Here is a 17,200-nt window from a genome sequence, read left to right on the forward strand (position 1 = left end):
GCGACACAAGCACGACTGGATGCGCCTTTGACCAGGTATTTCACCTTCAAGGGCCTGCGCCGTGGCCGATTTACTTTTATGCTTGCCTGCAACCAACGCCACCTGACCAGGGAGCTAGACGGGACGTATGCGTAACATCTGGAAGCCGTTTCAGTCGCTGTATTTCGCGGCCTTGATGATGCTGATCGGCTCAGGCCTGCTCAGTACCTACCTGGCCCTGCGCCTGGCGGCCGATCATGTCGACAGCCTGTGGGTGGGTGCGCTGATGGCGGCCAACTATTTTGGCCTGGCGGTGGGCGGCAAGGTCGGTCACCGACTGATCGGCAGGGTGGGGCACATTCGTGCCTACGCGACCTGTGCCGGAATCGTAGGTGCGGCGGTATTGGGCCACGGCCTGACCAATTGGCTGCCGGTCTGGGTCGGGCTGAGGATGATCGTCGGCCTGGGCATGATGTGCCAGTACATGGTGATCGAAAGCTGGCTCAACGAGCAGGCGGATGCCAAGCATCGTGGTGCGGTGTTCAGTGGCTACATGATCGCCTCGTACCTGGGGTTGGTACTCGGTCAGTTGATCCTGGTGGTGCACCCGCAGTTGGGGCCTGAGCTGCTGATGCTGGTCGCCATGTGCTTTGCCCTGTGCCTGGTTCCGGTTGCCATGACCCGGCGGATTCACCCGGCGCCGCTGCGCCCGGCACCGATGGAGCCGAAGTTCTTCATCAAGCGGGTACCGCAGTCGCTGAGCACGGTGTTGGGTTCGGGCCTGATCGTCGGTTCGTTCTACGGCCTGGCGCCGCTGTATGCCTCCAGCCAAGGGCTGTCTACCGAACAGATCGGTCTGTTCATGGGTAGCTGCATCTTTGCCGGCCTGCTGGTGCAGTGGCCGTTGGGCTGGCTATCAGATCGCTACGATCGCGCGGTGCTGATCCGCAGCGTCGCCGTGGGGCTGGCGCTGGCTTCGGCACCTTTGGCCTTCCTGCCCAGTGTGCCGCTGGAGTTGCTGTTCGGCATTGGCTTCGTGATTTCTCTGTTGCAGTTCTGCCTGTATCCGTTGGCAGTGGCATTCTCCAATGACCACGTCGAAAGCGAGCGACGGGTTTCATTGACCGCCATGCTGCTGGTCACCTACGGCGTGGGTGCGTGCATAGGGCCCTTGGCAGCGGGGGTGCTCATGAAGGTGCTGGGCGCGCAAATGCTGTACGCCTTCTTCGTGTTCTTCGCGTTGGTACTGGTATGGCGGATCCGACCGAAAGCGGTTACCGGTCTGCATCAGGTGCAGGACGCGCCGCTGGGTCACGTGGCGATGCCGGCGGCGGGCTCGCCGCTGTCGGCGGCACTTGACCCGCGGGTTGACGAACAGACCGTGCAGGACATGATGCAGGCGCCGGTAGCGGCGGAGGATACCGAGGAAGATCAGGCGCCAAGGGCCAATGGCGTCAAGCCTGAGGCAGAGGTGGACCGTTCGGTTTGACGCGGTGAGCAATCCGCAGTGGCCGGTGGGGCCATCGCGGATCGCCTCAGGCAACCGTGATGTTACGCAGTTGGAATCTCAATATCTCGCCGTCCATGTTCCCGGCGTTGAGAAACCAGTGATGCAAATGCGGTTTGTTCCTCGTGTAGACGCTTTTGATGTGTGCCACCCTGTAGCCGTCCTTGTCGCGTAGGTAGAACTCGATGTTCTCGGCGCTCTGGATGTCGCCATCCCATGGCTGTAGCGTTTCGATTTTCCAGATCGTCTGGCGGGTGGGCAGCAGGTTCACAGGATTCAGCGCGTCGATGATCCTTCCTGCCACGTGCGTCCCGTACAGGCCAAGCCAGCCGTTCTTGTTCTGTTGGAGCCTCGCACCTCGATACTCCCAGGTGTCCGCGCACTGGATGCGGTAAAGGGTGCGGTCATGTTTTTCCTCGATGAACACGAATTCGAACGTGATCGGCCTGAAGCTCAGCGTTGCGCCTCGATAATCTTCGGTGCACAGCCAGCCGTCCTGGTCGGCGGCGTAAAGCGGGTGCGCTGCCAGCGGTGTTTCGACAACGCCTACCCGGCCGTGCTGGCAATGTAATTCGGCGGTAAATGTGCGATGCAGCATCGTGTGTCCTCGGCTCGAAGCGTTCTTGGCGCGGTGCGGGACACACTAAACGGTCGGGCTTTGGCCGGTAACCTGGAAACGCTGCAGCAAAGGGGAGCTGCTTGTTAGGCTGCAAGTCATCCGGGCGGAAAAACGAAAACGCCACCCATTGGGTGGCGTTCGCGGAGGAGGCGAGCGATCAATAATCGTCTTTGTCGAACCGGCGCGCTTCACGCTGCAGCTGGTAAACGAAACTTTCGATCTTGCGTTGCGCCTGGCCGTTCAGGTTATGGAAGCGCACGCCCGCGAAAGTGGTGTTGATCCGCTCTTCGAAGTGCAGGTGGCGCAGCTCGACCATGGTATCCACCAGGCCCAGGGGGTTGCCGGACTTGAACCGTTCGTACACTTGGCCCAGCTGCAGGCGCTCGGAAACGTCGCCTTCAAAACGCAGTTTGCAGCCGGTGGCCGAAATATCCAGCAGTTTGCCACGCAGGGCACCGTTACCCTTGAGGTGGGTGCCGTCAAGGATGACGTCGACCAGTTGCGAGAGCTTCAGCGCAGCGCGAAAGGCATTGCGACGCTGGTGGTAGGTCATCTCCCTCGGCAGGCCGCCACGGTAGCAGCGGTGACCATCGACTTCGCTGATTCGCAGCTGATCGTTGCATTCCCAGGCGATGCGCACGCCATCGTGGAAGCCTTCGACGCGGAAGGGTTCGCCGTTCTCGATGAATTTTTCGCCATCGCGCGGGATCATTTCATCCAGGGCCAGGACATCGCTATCGCGGTCCACTTGCACCACGTAACTCTGGAACCGCTGGCTACGCTCATGGAAGGTGATGATCAGAGGATCGTGGCTTTCCTGCAACTGGCGTAGGTTGGCCGCGATCTCCAAAGGCGTGGTCAGCACCTTTGGTGGCTGCGGAGCGTCGGTTTCATTGAACACGGGTTATCAATCTCCAGGCAAAAACGGCACACGCAAGTTACGGCATTTTGCCATTATGTTCCGTGCCTTGATAGAACTAATCACACTTGGCTGAGCGCCCGGGGCTTGTTCATTGGCGAGGTAGTGCCACGGCTGTCATACAGGGACGGAGAGTCGCCACCGTTGAGAATTCGGATCTGGTTGGCCGTGGTGTGTTGTTGCATCTGGATGATACGGCCATTGGTCTCGTTGACCTTCTTGCAGGCATCCAGCAATTGGCCGAGTACATCAAGCTGCTGCATGATGATTTCGCCGTTGGACGATTGTGCGGCCAGGGCTTGCACGCCAGCACGGTCGGGGCTCAGGCCCAGCTGGGTGAGCAACTGGTTGCGTCGCTGCCCCTGCTGCTCCAGCAAGACGATCAAAGACTGCTTACGGGCCAGAATGTGCTCCAGCACCATCATGTCGCGGCCATGCAGGGCCAGCGCTTCCTTTTCAAGAAGCTCGAGCAGCTCCTGAGTGGGGGCGATGTCGTCTTCGATCAGTTGCAGCAGAGTGATATCGTGCATGGCTAACTCTTAGGCCTTTATTAGCGTCCGTGAAGTCAGCGCGCCGTAAGGTTAGCGCTGGGCTTCGAAATCAAGCAGTTTGCTGGCGACCCGGCCGGCATCGACCTGGTAGCTGCCGTCTGCGATCGCCTGTTTCAACTGGGCCACACGGGCGCTGTTGACCTCGGGTTGATCGCGCAGCTTGTCGCTGATCTTCTGCAACTGCTGAGCCTCTTGGCTGAGGTGTACCGCTTCTCCGCTGGCGCTTTTCGGCGCCTCTTGGGTTTCGCCGGTTTTGTCGGCGCTACCGGACGCGGTGTTGCCGCGTACGCCGCCCGTGATGGACGGAGAGTTATTCAAACGACTGAAGTCGATGACCATGATCAGAAACCTCTGGGTATTTGGACGCTTGCCTTGTTTTCGGCCAACCCGAAAGAAACTTTAGGCACAAATGCATAGCCGCCTGGCAGCGCGCTCGCGAACCCGATTTCTGACACAGTTTAGGAAAAGCAGTTCCTCACTGCCAGTCCATTCTACATGGCGACCTCCACCTGCCCTGGGCCTGTGACCCGGGCTTTTACCACGCGTTTGGAGTTCAGGTTGCGGATGCGGATCTGTTCGCCGATGCCGCCTTTGCTGAGCGCTTCGCCTGGCATGCGCACGCTCAGGGTGCCGCTGCGCGCAACGATCACCACGTGGTCGCCCTTGCGCACGACGTCGGCCTGTTCCAGGTGTTGGGGAGTCAAGACCTGGTCGAGCACCGTGGGGCGCAGCACTTTCATCTCAAGCGCCTGGTCGAGTTCGGTGAGAAAGCCTTGGTTCAGCGTTCCGACATCCCGTTCGCGCAGGGCGACGTCACCCTCGCCGACCGTGCTGCCGCGCTTGAGTGGGCGGGTGGCCACCACCACGTCGCGATACAGCCGCACGGTGGCCGGCACGAATACCGTCCAGGGGGCGCTGCCATCGCAGCGTACGCGCACCGTTACCCGGCCCAGCGGCTGGGCCGGGCTTTCCAGGGAAGCGTCCAAGGCCTGGCTGCACAGTGGCATGCGTAGGCGCGGGTCGAGCGAATTGACCTGGATGTCGTAGCGGCCCGCGGTCTGGGTCGTGGCCAGGTAATCCTCAACGGTAAATTCAAGAAACCCTTGGGTGACACCGATAAGCTGTTCAGGCAAGGTGAACGCGTCCGCCAGCGTACGAGCACCGGGTGCCAGCAGGCACAGCGCGGCGAGCGTGCTGCTCAGCAGGCGGGTCAATCGTCGGAAAAATGTCGTTTTCGTGTACATGGCACTCAAAAAAGCAAAGCCCGTGCCGACTCGGTACATAGGCTGACAAGTAAAGGAGTCTGGCATGGCTGGTGTTATGGATTCGGTCAACCAGCGCACGCAACTGGTGGGGCAGAATCGCCTGGAGTTGCTGTTGTTCCGCCTCAACGGCGAGCAACTCTACGGCATCAACGTATTCAAGGTCAGGGAAGTGCTGCAGTGCCCGGAGCTGACCTTGCTGCCCAAGTCCCATCCGGTGGTGCGTGGTGTGGCCAATATTCGCGGGGCGACCATCCCGATCCTCGACTTGTCGATGGCGACCGGTTTGCCCGGCCTTACGGAAGACACGCGCAACAGCTTCGTGATCATCACCGAGTACAACACCAAGACTCAGGGCTTTTTGGTGCACTCGGTGGAGCGCATCGTCAACATGAACTGGGAAGAGATCCATCCGCCACCCAAGGGGACTGGGCGCGATCACTACCTGACGGCGGTCACCCGGGTGGACAACCGCATGGTCGAGATCATCGATGTGGAGAAGGTGCTGGCCGAAGTGGCGCCGTCGTCCGAGTCGGTGTCCGCCGGCGTGGTCGATGCCGAGGTGCAGGACAAGGCCGTGCTGCTTCGGGTGCTTACTGTCGACGACTCGTCGGTGGCGCGCAAGCAGGTCAGTCGTTGCCTGCAGACGGTCGGTGTCGAGGTGGTGGCGCTCAACGATGGTCGTCAGGCCCTGGATTACCTGCGCAAGCTGGTGGACGAGGGCAAGCGACCCGAGGAGGAGTTCCTGATGATGATCTCGGACATTGAAATGCCGGAAATGGATGGCTATACGCTGACTGCGGAGATTCGCAGTGACCCGCGTATGCAAAAGTTGCACATCGTCCTGCATACTTCATTGTCGGGGGTGTTCAACCAGGCCATGGTCAAGAAGGTCGGCGCCGATGACTTCCTGGCCAAATTCAAGCCGGACGACCTTGCCCAGCGCGTGGTCGACCGGATCAAGGCAACGCATTGAAGCAGTTGGGGGGACAGCTCCCGACACCAGTGATTGAAAAGAGGCGGCGTTAGTGTCTACGGGTAATTTGGATTTCGAACAGTTCCGGGTATTCCTGGAGAAAGCCTGTGGCATCCTGCTGGGCGAGAATAAGCAGTATCTGGTCTCCAGCCGTCTCAACAAGCTGATGGAGCAGCAGGGCATCAAGAGCTTGGGCGAGCTGGTCCAGCGTATTCAGACGCAGCCGCGTGGTGGGCTGCGCGAGCAGGTGGTCGATGCCATGACCACCAACGAGACCCTGTGGTTTCGCGACACCTATCCGTTCGAAGTGTTGAAGAACAAGGTGGTTCCGGAGTTCATCAAGAACAATCCGGGTCAGCGTCTGCGCATCTGGTCGGCGGCCTGTTCGTCGGGGCAGGAGCCTTACTCCATCTCCATGGCGCTGGACGAGTTCGAGCGCAGCAACCTCGGACAGTTGAAGATGGGAGCGCAGATCGTCGCCACCGACCTGTCCGGTTCGATGCTGAACAACTGCAAGACGGGTGAGTACGACAGCCTGGCGATTGCCCGTGGTTTGTCCCAGGAGCGGTTGCAGCGTTACTTCGACACCAAGGGGCCAGGGCGTTGGGCGGTGAAGCCGGCCATTCGTAGCCGTGTCGAGTTCCGTTCGTTCAATTTGCTCGACAGCTATGCGGCGCTGGGCAAGTTCGACATCGTGTTTTGCCGCAACGTGCTGATCTACTTCTCGGCGCAGGTGAAGAAAGACATTTTGATGCGCATTCACAGCACCTTGAAACCGGGTGGTTATCTGTTCCTTGGCGCTTCCGAGGCGCTGAACGGGCTGCCGGATCATTACCAGATGGTGCAGTGCAGCCCGGGGATCATCTACCAGGCCAAGTGATCAGGAGGGGGCGGGTGCTTGTCTGTGGGGTGTGGCGCCTGTGAGATCGAGCGCCGCCCGCGCGGCGCATCCCCAGCAAGGTTCGCTCCTACGTTTGTTCACGGCCAATAACGTCTGTGGCAGGCGCGCGCGACCGCCGCAGCGCTCCCGACCAACCCCCATCGCCCCGCCATCTGCCCTCTGACGTCAATTTTTTGTTTTGCCGCTTTTGCCGTCCGGCAATTGCCGCTCAGGCATCTCCAGGCGGAAGCACTTTGCCGCTTTTCTGGCATGCCGGCGCTGCCGGTAACCGCAAAAACCCCGCAAACATGGGCTTCTACAGGTTTGGCACAGCACTTGCTAAAGCTTTGGCAATCACACGCTGGTCAACCTTTGAAGGTTCCCTGACATGAGCATCAGTTTCGACAAGGCGCTTGGCATTCACGAAAAGGCCCTGGGCTTCCGCGCCCAGCGTGCCGAAGTGCTGGCCAACAACATCGCCAACGCCGACACGCCCAACTACAAGGCGCGTGACATGGATTTCTCGTCGGTGCTCGCCGCCGAGAGTCAGAAGCAGCAGAGCGGGCGCTTCGCCATGGAGCGTACCAACAGCCGGCACATCGAGGCCGAAGGTCTGGCCATGGCGGACGATACCCTCCAGTACCGTACGCCTGCGATGCCGTCGATCGACCAGAATACCGTCGACGCCCAGGTAGAGCAGGCCAACTACACGGAAAACGCCATGGGCTTCCAGGCCAGCTTCACCTTGCTCAACAGTAAATTCAAAGGGCTGGTTTCGGCCCTGCGCGGAGAGTAACCATGTCCCTGTCCAGTGTCTTCAACATCGCAGGCTCCGGCATGAGCGCGCAGAACACGCGTCTCAATACCGTGGCCTCCAACATCGCCAACGCCGAGACCGTTTCGTCGAGCATCGACCAGACCTACCGCGCTCGCCACCCGGTGTTCGCCACCACGTTCCAGAACGCGCAGAGCGGCGTCAGCCAGTCGCTGTTCGAAGACCAGGGTGAAGCCGGTCAAGGCGTTCAGGTCAAGGGCATCATCGAAGACCAGAGCAACCTGGAAGCGCGCTACGAGCCCAACCATCCGGCGGCGAACAAGGACGGTTACGTCTACTACCCCAACGTCAACGTGGTCGAGGAGATGGCTGACATGATCTCCGCCAGCCGTGCGTTCCAGACCAACGCCGAACTGATGAACACCGCCAAGAACATGATGCAGAAAGTACTGACCCTGGGTCAGTGATAAGGAATCCAGACCATGGCAGTCGATAGCACCAGTGGTGTGAACCTCAATGACGTCATCGCGGCGTCAGGTGTCACCACCAGCAGCGCCAAGAAGACCACGACTACCAGCGCTGCGACCGGCAACCAGACGTTGGGCAAAGATGCCTTCCTGCAGTTGCTGGTCACCCAGATGCAGAACCAGAACCCGCTGGATCCGCAGGACAACAGCGAGTTCGTCGCACAGTTGGCGCAATTCAGTAGCCTCGAAGGCATCACCTCGTTGAACGAGTCGGTCAGCGCCATCACCAGCGCCATGGCTTCGTCGCAAGCGCTGCAGGCGTCCTCGCTGGTCGGTCGTTCGGTGATCGTGCAGAACGACAAGGCCATCGTCGACACCACTGAGAGCTTCAATGCGCAGTTCGTGGTGCCCCAGGCCATCAGCGAAGCGAAGATCACTATCACCGACAAGGATGGCAACACCGTCAAGACCATCGAGTTGGGCGAGCAGAAGGCCGGTTATGCCGACTTCATCTGGGATGGCACCAACAGCAAGGGCGAGAAGGTCGATCCGGGCACTTACACCTTTACCGCCACTACCACGGTGGACGGCAAGGCGGTGCAGATGAATACCTTGCTGCCAGCCAAGGTCACCAGCGTCAGCTTCAACACCACCGGCGAGATGGTGCTGAACCTGGCGGGTGTCGGCAAGGTTTCGCTGTCCGACGTACAAACCATCGGTATCTAAGGCCGATAGAACGGCAAGAAAAGGAGCAACTACATGTCTTTCAATATCGGCCTTAGCGGTCTGTACGCGGCCAACAAGCAACTGGACGTCACTGGCAACAACATCGCCAACGTCAACACCACCGGCTTTAAATCCTCCCGTGCCGAATTCGCAGACGTATACGCGGGGGCCAACCGCCTGGGCGTGGGCAAGAACCAGGTGGGTAACGGTGTGCGCTTGGCAGCGATCTCCCAGCAGTTTAGCCAGGGCGACGTCAACAACACCGGCAACGTGCTGGACATGGGTATCCAAGGCCAGGGCTTCTTCATCCTGTCTGACAACGGCGCGCGCGTGTACACCCGTGCCGGTGCCTTCCAGAACAGCAAGGATAACTACGTGATCACCTCGGACGGCCTGCGCCTGCAAGGCTATGCCGCCGACGAGAACGGCAACATCAAGCGTGGCGTACTGACCGATCTCAAGATCGATACCTCCTCGCTGGCGCCGAAGGCCACCACCCTGATCGACCAGGGCATCAACCTGAACTCCGAGGCGGACATCATTCCGCTGCCGAGCGCCACGCCTGCCGGTCCGGCGTTCGACCCGGCCGACGATACTACCTATACCAAGTCGTTCCCGACCAAGGTGTATGACAGTCAGGGTAACGAGCACACCATGGAGCAGTTCTACCGCAAGACCGGGACGAACCAGTGGACCATGTACACCCTGATCGATGGTCGCAATCCGATGGACCCGACGTCGGCTGCCCCGCTGGAGGCGTCCATGACCTTCAACTCCGACGGTAGCGTGGCGTCGATGGCGACCGACCCTGCCAGCATTCCTGTGGGTGCTCCGGCCGGTGCCCAGTGGGACGTGACCAACAATACCTTCACCCTCAAGGGTTGGATTCCAGCCGCCAAGGATGCTTCGGGTAACTGGGCCTCCAACGGTTCTGCGGAAAACGCTGCGGGCATGCGCCTGTCGATGAACAGCACCACGTCCTACAACACGGAAACCGCGCGCATGTCGCAGTCCCAGGACGGCTACGCCACCGGTATCCTGTCGAGCCTGTCGATCGACTCCACCGGCGTGATGTTCGCAAGCTTCAGCAACCAGCAGTCGCGCGCCATCGGCCAGGTGGCCCTGGCCAGCTTCGCCAACGAACAGGGTCTGCAGCAGATTGGCGGCACTCGCTGGACCGAGACCTACTCCTCGGGTATTCCGGGCATTGACTCGCCGAAGACCGGTACTCTGGGTAGCGTCGAGTCCAACTCGCTGGAAGCCTCGAACGTCAACCTGACGCAAGAGCTGGTCGAGCTGATCAAGGCGCAGAGCAACTACCAGGCGAACGCCAAGACCATCTCCACCGAAAGCACCATCATGCAGACCATCATCCAGATGACCTGATGCTGGATTGAGGGTAGGGGCTGCAGGGCGGCCCCGCTTCATGGAGTTAGCATGAACAAGTGGCTCATTGTGCTGGTCGCCGTTTTTTGCCTTGCCCAGGTCCAGGCTGGCACCGCTTATTGGTGGCGCTGGGAGAGCCAGGCGGATGGCCGGCTGGTCTGTTCGCAATGGTCGCCGGGTGATGGCTGGAAGAAGTTCGCCGGGCCATACACCAATGGTGGCTGCAGGGAGCCATAGCGCCACTTGGGATCTTGCCGGCGACGAGGTCTTAACAAGCCATCGTCTTTGCCGCCAGCGGCAACCCGGCGCCGGATAACCGACGTCAGTGCCGGTCACCAGCCCCTCGAAAGCCCGTATTCACGGGCTTTTTCACGATTTAAGAAAGTTGGTTCGGAACTTGCTTTAAAGCCTGCACAGCAACGGCGAGCGGCAAATGATCGCCAGTGCAGCGGAGGATGACTGTGGACAAGATGCTTTACGTGGCCATGACCGGCGCCAGCCAGAACGCGCTGGCGCAGAAGGCCCATGCCAACAACCTGGCGAACGTTTCCACCAACGGTTTCCAGCGTGACCTGGAGCAGGCGCGCTCGATGCCGGTGTTCGGTGACAGCTTTCCGGCGCGTGCGTTCGCGATGACTGAGCGTCCCGCGACCGACTTCAGCGAAGGACCGATGGTCGAGACTGGGCGTGAACTGGACGTGGCAGTCGCGGGGCAGGGCTTCATCGCCGTGCAGGCGCCAGATGGCAGCGAGGCTTACGTGCGCACCGGCAGCCTGAACATCGATGCGCTGGGCGTGCTGCGCGCCGGCAACGGTATGCCGGTGATCGGCAACGGTGGTCCGATCGCCATTCCGCCAGAGCAGAAGGTGGAAGTGGGCGCCGACGGCACCATCAGTATCCGTGCCATGGGTGAAGACCCCCGGGTGATGGCCGAGGTCGATCGCATCAAACTGGTCAACCCCGACACCAAGGGCCTGACCAAAGGCCTGGATGGCTTGATCCACACCCAGAATGGCCAGCCGGCCGACGCCGACGTCAATGTGCGCGTGGTGTCCGGTTTCCTGGAGGGCAGCAATGTCAATGCCGTCGAAGAAATGACTTCGGTGCTCGCGCTGTCCCGTCAATTCGAACTGCACGTCAAGATGATGAACGCGGCCAAGGAAGGCGATGAAGCCATGGCGCGTGTTTTGCAAATCGGCTAATCACATTTGAAAGGGTGCCGTAAAACAGGCGCACGAGGAGAACACTGATGCTTCCGGCTCTTTGGGTCGCTAAAACCGGCCTGTCCGCCCAGGACACCAACCTGACCGTCATTTCCAACAACCTGGCCAACGTCTCGACCACCGGCTTCAAGCGTGATCGCGCCGAGTTCCAGGACTTGCTCTACCAGATCAAGCGTCAGCCGGGCGCGCAGTCCACCCAGGACAGCGAACTGCCGTCGGGTCTGCAGGTCGGTACCGGTGTGCGCATCGTCGGCACCCAGAAGAACTTCCAGACCGGTAGTCTGCAGACCACCGAGAACCCGTTGGACATCGCCGTCAACGGCCGTGGTTTCTTCCAGATCCTGCAACCCGATGGCACCGTTTCCTATACCCGTGACGGTACCTTCCACCTGAACTCCGATGGTCAGGTCGTCAACGCCGATGGCCTGGCGCTGGAGCCGGCCATCGTCGTGCCAAACGACGCCCAGACCTTCACCGTCGGCCAGGACGGCACCGTGTCGATCACCACCGCCGGCAACCCGGCCGCTCAGGTCATCGGCAACATTCAGACCGCTGACTTCATCAACCCGGCCGGCCTGCAGGCGATGGGCAACAACCTGTTCCTGGAGACCGCCGCCAGTGGCGCCCCACAGGTGGGTACCCCGGGCCTGAACGGTTTCGGTACCACCTTGCAGCAGACCTTGGAGAACTCCAACGTCAGCACCGTGGAAGAGCTGGTGAACATGATCACCACCCAGCGCGCCTACGAGATGAACTCCAAGGTCATCTCCACTGCCGACCAGATGCTGTCGTTCGTCACTCAGCAGCTGTAACGCCGGCTTCTGGTTCCTAGCTCCTAGTTCAGTTGCAGCATGAGGTAAGTGTCATGAATCGTTTGTTGTCCGTTTTCGCCCTGGGGGGGGCGGTGTTGATGGCAGGTTGTGTCGCTCCGACGCCCAAGCCCAACGACCCGTACTACGCGCCGGTCCTGCCGCGCACCCCGTTGCCGGCAGCGGCCAATAACGGTTCGATCTACCAGGCGGGCTTCGATCAGAACCTGTACAGCGACCGCAAGGCGTTCCGGGTCGGTGACATCATCACCATCACCCTCAATGAACGCACCTCGGCCAGCAAGAACGCAGGTTCCCAGATTCAGAAGAACAGCAATGCCAACATTGGCCTGACCTCGCTGTTCGGGACCACGCCCAATACCAACAACCCATTCGGTGGTGGCGACCTTTCCCTCGAGGCGGGCTACAGCGGTGAGCGTGCAACCAAGGGCGATAGCAAGGCCACCCAGGGCAACACCCTGACCGGTTCGATCACTGTCACCGTCGCCGACGTGCTGCCCAATGGCATCATCGCCGTGCGCGGCGAGAAGTGGATGACCCTGAACACCGGCGAGGAACTGGTGCGCATTGCGGGCTTGGTCCGTGCTGACGATATCGCCACCGACAACACCGTGCCGTCGACCCGTGTGGCCGATGCGCGCATCACCTATTCGGGCACCGGCTCCTTCGCCGATGCCAGTCAGCCGGGCTGGCTGGATCGCTTCTTCGTCAGCCCGCTCTGGCCCTTCTGAGTGCGGATGACCATGTTCAACGTAAGGCAGCTGCTTGCCGCGACCCTGCTTCTGTCCTGCACCTTCGGTGCCCATGCCGAACGCCTGAAGGATATCGCCAGCATTTCTGGCGTGCGCTCCAACCAGTTGATCGGCTACGGCCTGGTGGTGGGGCTCAACGGTACGGGTGACCAGACCACCCAGACCCCGTTCACCCTGCAGACCTTCAACAACATGCTGTCGCAGTTCGGCATCAAGGTGCCGGCCGGTTCCGGCAACGTACAGCTCAAGAACGTTGCCGCGGTGTCGGTGCATGCCGACCTGCCGGCCTTCGCCAAGCCCGGCCAGGTAGTGGATATCACCGTCTCGTCCATTGGTAACTCCAAGAGCCTGCGTGGCGGAAGCCTGTTGATGACGCCGCTCAAGGGTATCGACGGCAACGTCTATGCCGTCGCCCAGGGCAATCTGGTGGTGGGCGGTTTCGATGCCGAAGGGCGTGATGGTTCGAAGATTACCGTCAACGTTCCGTCGGCCGGCCGTATTCCTGGTGGTGCTACCGTCGAGCGGGCGGTACCCAGTGGTTTCAACCAGGGCAACAGCCTTACCTTGAACCTCAATCGCCCGGACTTCACTACGGCCAAGCACATCGTCGACAAGGTCAACGACCTGCTCGGCCCAGGCGTGGCCCAGGCAATCGATGGCGGCTCGGTGCGGGTCACCGCGCCGATGGACCCGAGCCAGCGTGTCGATTACCTGTCGATTCTAGAGAACCTTGAGATCGACCCAGGCCAGGCCGTGGCCAAGGTCATCATCAATTCGCGTACCGGTACCATCGTCATCGGCCAGAACGTGAAGGTTTCACCTGCCGCCGTGACCCACGGCAGCCTCACCGTGACCATTACCGAAGACCCGATCGTCAGTCAGCCGGGGCCGTTCTCCAATGGCCAGACTGCCGTTGTGCCGCGCTCGAAAGTCAATGCGCAGCAGGAAGCCAAGCCGATGTTCAAGTTCGGCCCGGGTACCACGCTGGATGAAATCGTGCGTGCAGTGAATCAGGTGGGCGCTGCGCCCAGCGACCTGATGGCCATCCTCGAAGCACTGAAGCAGGCCGGCGCCTTGCAAGCCGACCTGATCGTCATCTGAGGACGCCGACTGATGAATACCAAAGTTTCCAGCGGTGCCGACAGCGGTGCGTACACCGACCTCAATCGTCTCAATTCGCTCAAGCATGGCGATCGTGACAGCGACGCCAACGTGCGCAAGGTGGCCCAGGAGTTCGAGTCGCTGTTCATCAGTGAGATGCTCAAAGCCTCGCGCAAGGCCAGCGATGTGCTGGCCGACGACAACCCGATGAATTCCGAGACGGTCAAGCAGTACCGTGACATGTACGACCAGCAGTTGGCCGTGAGTATGTCCCGCGAGGGTGGAGGTATCGGCCTGCAGGACGTGCTGGTTCGCCAGTTGTCGAAGAACAAGGCCGCGCCGGCCAACACCAGCCCATTCCCGCGCATCGACGGCCACGCCCCGGCCTTGTGGGGCAACAAAGTGGCCGAGCCTGTGCACGCGACCCAGTCGACCGCCACGCGCAATGATGTGGCCGCGCTCAATTCGCGGCGCCTGGCGCTACCGAGCAAGCTCACCGATCGCCTGCTGGCCGGTATCGTGCCATCGGCAGGCAACGCCGCGGCAACCACCAATACCGCTGCGGTGCCACCCCGTGAAGGGCAGGTGGTAGCAGGTGCTGCGCAGACCTTCGCCGCGCCCGAGCGTGGCATGCGCATCCTGGGCCGCGCCGTGGCGCAGCCGCCGCTTGCGCCGAAAAAAGCCTTCGCCGACAGCGACGCCTTCGTCGCCACCATGCTGCCGATGGCCGAGCAGGCTGCCAAGCGCATTGGCGTCGACCCCCGTTACCTGGTCGCCCAGGCAGCCTTGGAAACCGGTTGGGGCAAATCGGTCATGCGCAACAGTGACGGCACCAGCAGCCATAACCTGTTCGGCATCAAGGCGACCGGCAACTGGGAAGGTGGCGAGGCGAGGGCGATCACCAGCGAGTTCCGTGACGGCAAGTTCGTCAAGGAGACGGCAGCGTTCCGTTCCTACGACTCTTACCAGGACAGTTTCCATGATCTGGTCAGCTTGTTGCAGAACAATTCCCGCTATCAAGAAGCGGTGAAGTCTGCCGATAAGCCAGAACAGTTCGTGCGAGAGCTGCAGAAGGCCGGTTACGCCACCGACCCGGAATACGCCAGCAAGATCTCGCAGATCGCAAGACAGATGAAGTCGTACGAGAGCTATGCATCGCTCGGTAACACAACGAAACTTTAAGGGCAGGAAACCATGGCGAGTTTGATCAATATTGGCATGTCGGGGCTGTCGGCCTCCCAGGCGGGCCTGCATACCACCGGTAACAACATCGCCAACGCCGATGTCGCCGGCTACTCTCGCCAGCAGAATGTTCAGCGGTCCAAGGGTTCGCTCCAGGAAGGCCAGGTGTTCATGGGCACCGGGACAACACTGGCGGACGTGCGCCGGGTGTACAACGCCTTCCTCGATGCGCAACTGCAGACCGCCACGTCGCTCAACAGCGACAGCACTGCCTACCTGAATCAGGTCACGCCGCTCAACAACCTGTTGTCCGACAGCAACACCGGTATTACCGGAGCGCTGACCAACTTCTTCTCCGCCCTGCAGAGCGCTGCCAACAAGCCGACCGAAGACGCTTCCCGCCAGCTGTTGCTGAGCAATGCCGACGCGCTCGCCAACCGCTTCAACAGCCTGGCCGCGCAGTTCAAGGAGCAGAATACCAACATCAACGGCAGCCTCAGCTCGATGACGGCGCGGATCAACGAGCTGACCTCCAGCATTGCCCAGTACAACGAGCAGATTTCCAAGGTCTCGGCGGTCACCGGCCAGCCGAACGACCTGCTCGACCAGCGTAACGAAGCCGTCCGCCAGCTCAACGAATTGGTGGGTGTGCAAGCTGTCGAGCGTGACGGCAGCATCGACGTTTACCTGAAGAACGGCCAGTCGCTGGTGTTGGGCAAGACCACCAACAAGATGAGCGCCGAGCCAAGCGCCACCGACCCGACCCAGTATTCGATCAAGCTCGACCGTGGTAGCACCACCATGGACGTCACCAGTAGCATCACGGGCGGCGAAATGGGCGGTCTGCTGCGTTATCGCAGCGAGACCCTGGCGCCGGCCATGAACGAACTGGGCCGCATCGCGCTGGTGGTGTCGCAGCAAATCAACTCGCAGCTCGGCCAGGGTATCGACAAGAACGGAGAGTTCGGTGCCGCGCTGTTCAACGACCTGAACAGCGACAAGGCGATGTCCGCACGCAGCACGCCCAAGGTGGGCAACTCGGGCTCCGCCGACCTGAACGTGGTCATCCGCGATACTGGCAAGCTGAGCACCAGCGATTACCAGGTGACCTTCGTCGGGCCGACCGCCGACAAGTACCAGGTCAAGAAGCTGCCCGATGGCACCGACATGGGCACCTACAGCACCAACGACGACCCGGCCCCTGTGATCGATGGCTTCAGCATCGACCTCAAGAGCGGTACCGCGGCGGTGGGCGATAGCTTCAAGATCACCCCGACCCGCAATGCTGCGGCGGAAATCGACGTGGTGCTTACCGACGCCAAGCGCCTGGCCCTGGCCGCGCCGCTGACCGCGACGTCCGGTAGCGGCAATACCGGTACCGGTGTGATCGCCCAACCTGTCCTGACCTCGGTGCTGGATATCGCCGACCCGACCCAGCGCCTTGAGTTGCAGACCGGCATCAAGTATTCCACGCCGGTGCGCCTGGTGTTCGGTGATGAAACCACCTCGCCGCAAACCTATGAAGCGTTCGATGCCAAGGGCAACAGCATCGGCACCGGCACCTTCGTTCCGGGGCAGAACAACACCCTGAAGTTCGATGTGCCGATGATCGACTCCGCGGGCAACCCGATCACCGACGGCAGTGGTGTGCAGAAAACCTTCAGCTTCGAGATGGATGTCGCCGGTTCGCCCAAGCAAGGCGACAGCTACACCGTCTCGCTGACCGGCGCAGGTTCTTCGGACAACCGCAATGCGCTGTCCCTGCAGGAGCTGCAGACCAAGCAGACCATGGACATCGGTTCGACCAAGGGCATCAGCATCACCGACGCCTACGGCAAACTGGTGGAAAGCGTCGGTGCCCAGGCCAAGCAAGGCCAGATGGACAGCGAGGCAACCGGTGTCATCCTGACCCAGGCGACCGGTGCCCGTGATTCCTTGTCTGGTGTGCAGCTCGACGAAGAGGCCGGCAACCTGGTCAAGTACCAGCAGTACTACACGGCCTCTTCGCAGATCATCAAAGCTGCTCAGGAAATCTTCAACACCTTGATCGCCGCGCTTTAAGGAG

The 17,200-nt window shown here is 60.9% G+C and carries 19 protein-coding genes; 14 read left to right on the plus strand and 5 right to left on the minus strand.

Translation table 11 applies throughout. The features are described from left to right. Window positions 1–127: 127 nt before the first annotated feature. Entirely contained in the window at window positions 128–1,468 is a 1,341-nt protein-coding gene (locus H620_RS0124985; RefSeq protein WP_023381575.1) for an MFS transporter, read from the plus strand. A gap of 46 nt (window positions 1,469–1,514) precedes the next feature. On the opposite strand, the gene H620_RS0124990 is transcribed toward H620_RS0124985, so the two are convergent. From H620_RS0124990 to flgA, 5 genes are all read right to left on the minus strand, one after another. Next, window positions 1,515–2,084, minus strand: a complete 570-nt coding sequence (locus H620_RS0124990; RefSeq protein WP_023381574.1) for a hypothetical protein — start codon at window positions 2,082–2,084, stop codon at window positions 1,515–1,517. Window positions 2,085–2,262: 178 nt separating this feature from the next. Then, window positions 2,263–3,006 (minus strand): flagellar brake protein, encoded by a 744-nt coding sequence (locus H620_RS0124995; RefSeq protein ID WP_023381573.1) that lies wholly within the window; start codon window positions 3,004–3,006, stop codon window positions 2,263–2,265. Between the two features lie 80 nt (window positions 3,007–3,086). Next, complete coding sequence (locus H620_RS0125000; protein WP_023381572.1) at window positions 3,087–3,554, minus strand: flagella synthesis protein FlgN; 468 nt, start codon at window positions 3,552–3,554, stop codon at window positions 3,087–3,089. Window positions 3,555–3,605: 51 nt separating this feature from the next. Continuing rightward, a complete protein-coding gene (flgM, locus tag H620_RS0125005; RefSeq protein ID WP_027908228.1) occupies window positions 3,606–3,914 on the minus strand; it encodes a flagellar biosynthesis anti-sigma factor FlgM in 309 nt (102 codons plus the stop codon). A 152-nt stretch (window positions 3,915–4,066) separates the two neighbouring features. Then, entirely contained in the window at window positions 4,067–4,819 is a 753-nt protein-coding gene (flgA, locus tag H620_RS0125010; RefSeq protein WP_023381570.1) for a flagellar basal body P-ring formation chaperone FlgA, read from the minus strand. 64 nt (window positions 4,820–4,883) lie between these two features. Here flgA and H620_RS0125015 point away from each other — a divergent pair, with 64 nt between their 5' ends. The 13 genes from H620_RS0125015 to flgK all read left to right on the plus strand — a co-directional run bounded on the left by H620_RS0125015 (window position 4,884) and on the right by flgK (window position 17,196). Next, entirely contained in the window at window positions 4,884–5,813 is a 930-nt protein-coding gene (locus tag H620_RS0125015; protein WP_023381569.1) for a chemotaxis protein CheV, read from the plus strand. Window positions 5,814–5,865: 52 nt separating this feature from the next. Continuing rightward, on the plus strand, window positions 5,866–6,693 hold the full coding sequence (cheR, locus tag H620_RS0125020; RefSeq protein WP_023381568.1) for a protein-glutamate O-methyltransferase CheR: 828 nt from the start codon (window positions 5,866–5,868) through the stop codon (window positions 6,691–6,693). Between the two features lie 388 nt (window positions 6,694–7,081). Continuing rightward, window positions 7,082–7,489 carry a flagellar basal body rod protein FlgB gene (gene flgB / locus H620_RS0125025; protein WP_023381567.1) on the plus strand — a complete coding sequence of 136 codons (408 nt, stop codon included), beginning with the start codon at window positions 7,082–7,084 and terminating at the stop codon, window positions 7,487–7,489. Window positions 7,490–7,491: 2 nt separating this feature from the next. Then, window positions 7,492–7,935 carry a flagellar basal body rod protein FlgC gene (gene flgC, locus H620_RS0125030; protein ID WP_023381566.1) on the plus strand — a complete coding sequence of 148 codons (444 nt, stop codon included), beginning with the start codon at window positions 7,492–7,494 and terminating at the stop codon, window positions 7,933–7,935. Window positions 7,936–7,950: 15 nt separating this feature from the next. After that, window positions 7,951–8,661, plus strand: coding sequence for a flagellar hook assembly protein FlgD (gene flgD, locus H620_RS0125035; RefSeq protein ID WP_023381565.1), 711 nt, complete (start codon window positions 7,951–7,953; stop codon window positions 8,659–8,661). Window positions 8,662–8,694: 33 nt separating this feature from the next. Beyond that, the gene (gene flgE / locus H620_RS0125040; RefSeq protein WP_023381564.1) at window positions 8,695–10,047 is read left to right on the plus strand and encodes a flagellar hook protein FlgE; all 1,353 of its coding nucleotides are present in this window, start codon (window positions 8,695–8,697) and stop codon (window positions 10,045–10,047) included. A 51-nt stretch (window positions 10,048–10,098) separates the two neighbouring features. After that, window positions 10,099–10,284: a hypothetical protein gene (locus tag H620_RS0125045; RefSeq protein ID WP_023381563.1), complete on the plus strand. Its 186-nt coding sequence runs from the start codon at window positions 10,099–10,101 to the stop codon at window positions 10,282–10,284. A 224-nt stretch (window positions 10,285–10,508) separates the two neighbouring features. Further along, a complete protein-coding gene (flgF, locus tag H620_RS0125050; RefSeq protein WP_023381562.1) occupies window positions 10,509–11,249 on the plus strand; it encodes a flagellar basal-body rod protein FlgF in 741 nt (246 codons plus the stop codon). A gap of 47 nt (window positions 11,250–11,296) precedes the next feature. Beyond that, window positions 11,297–12,082, plus strand: a complete 786-nt coding sequence (flgG, locus tag H620_RS0125055; protein WP_023381561.1) for a flagellar basal-body rod protein FlgG — start codon at window positions 11,297–11,299, stop codon at window positions 12,080–12,082. A 53-nt stretch (window positions 12,083–12,135) separates the two neighbouring features. Continuing rightward, complete coding sequence (gene flgH / locus H620_RS0125060; protein WP_023381560.1) at window positions 12,136–12,831, plus strand: flagellar basal body L-ring protein FlgH; 696 nt, start codon at window positions 12,136–12,138, stop codon at window positions 12,829–12,831. A 12-nt stretch (window positions 12,832–12,843) separates the two neighbouring features. Next, entirely contained in the window at window positions 12,844–13,953 is a 1,110-nt protein-coding gene (locus tag H620_RS0125065; protein ID WP_027908229.1) for a flagellar basal body P-ring protein FlgI, read from the plus strand. A 12-nt stretch (window positions 13,954–13,965) separates the two neighbouring features. After that, window positions 13,966–15,135, plus strand: coding sequence for a flagellar assembly peptidoglycan hydrolase FlgJ (flgJ, locus tag H620_RS0125070; RefSeq protein WP_023381558.1), 1,170 nt, complete (start codon window positions 13,966–13,968; stop codon window positions 15,133–15,135). A gap of 12 nt (window positions 15,136–15,147) precedes the next feature. Then, complete coding sequence (gene flgK, locus H620_RS0125075; protein WP_023381557.1) at window positions 15,148–17,196, plus strand: flagellar hook-associated protein FlgK; 2,049 nt, start codon at window positions 15,148–15,150, stop codon at window positions 17,194–17,196. Window positions 17,197–17,200: the final 4 nt, after the last annotated feature.

Origin of the sequence: Pseudomonas taiwanensis DSM 21245, assembly GCF_000425785.1 — a bacterium.
Lineage (GTDB): Bacteria > Pseudomonadota > Gammaproteobacteria > Pseudomonadales > Pseudomonadaceae > Aquipseudomonas > Aquipseudomonas taiwanensis.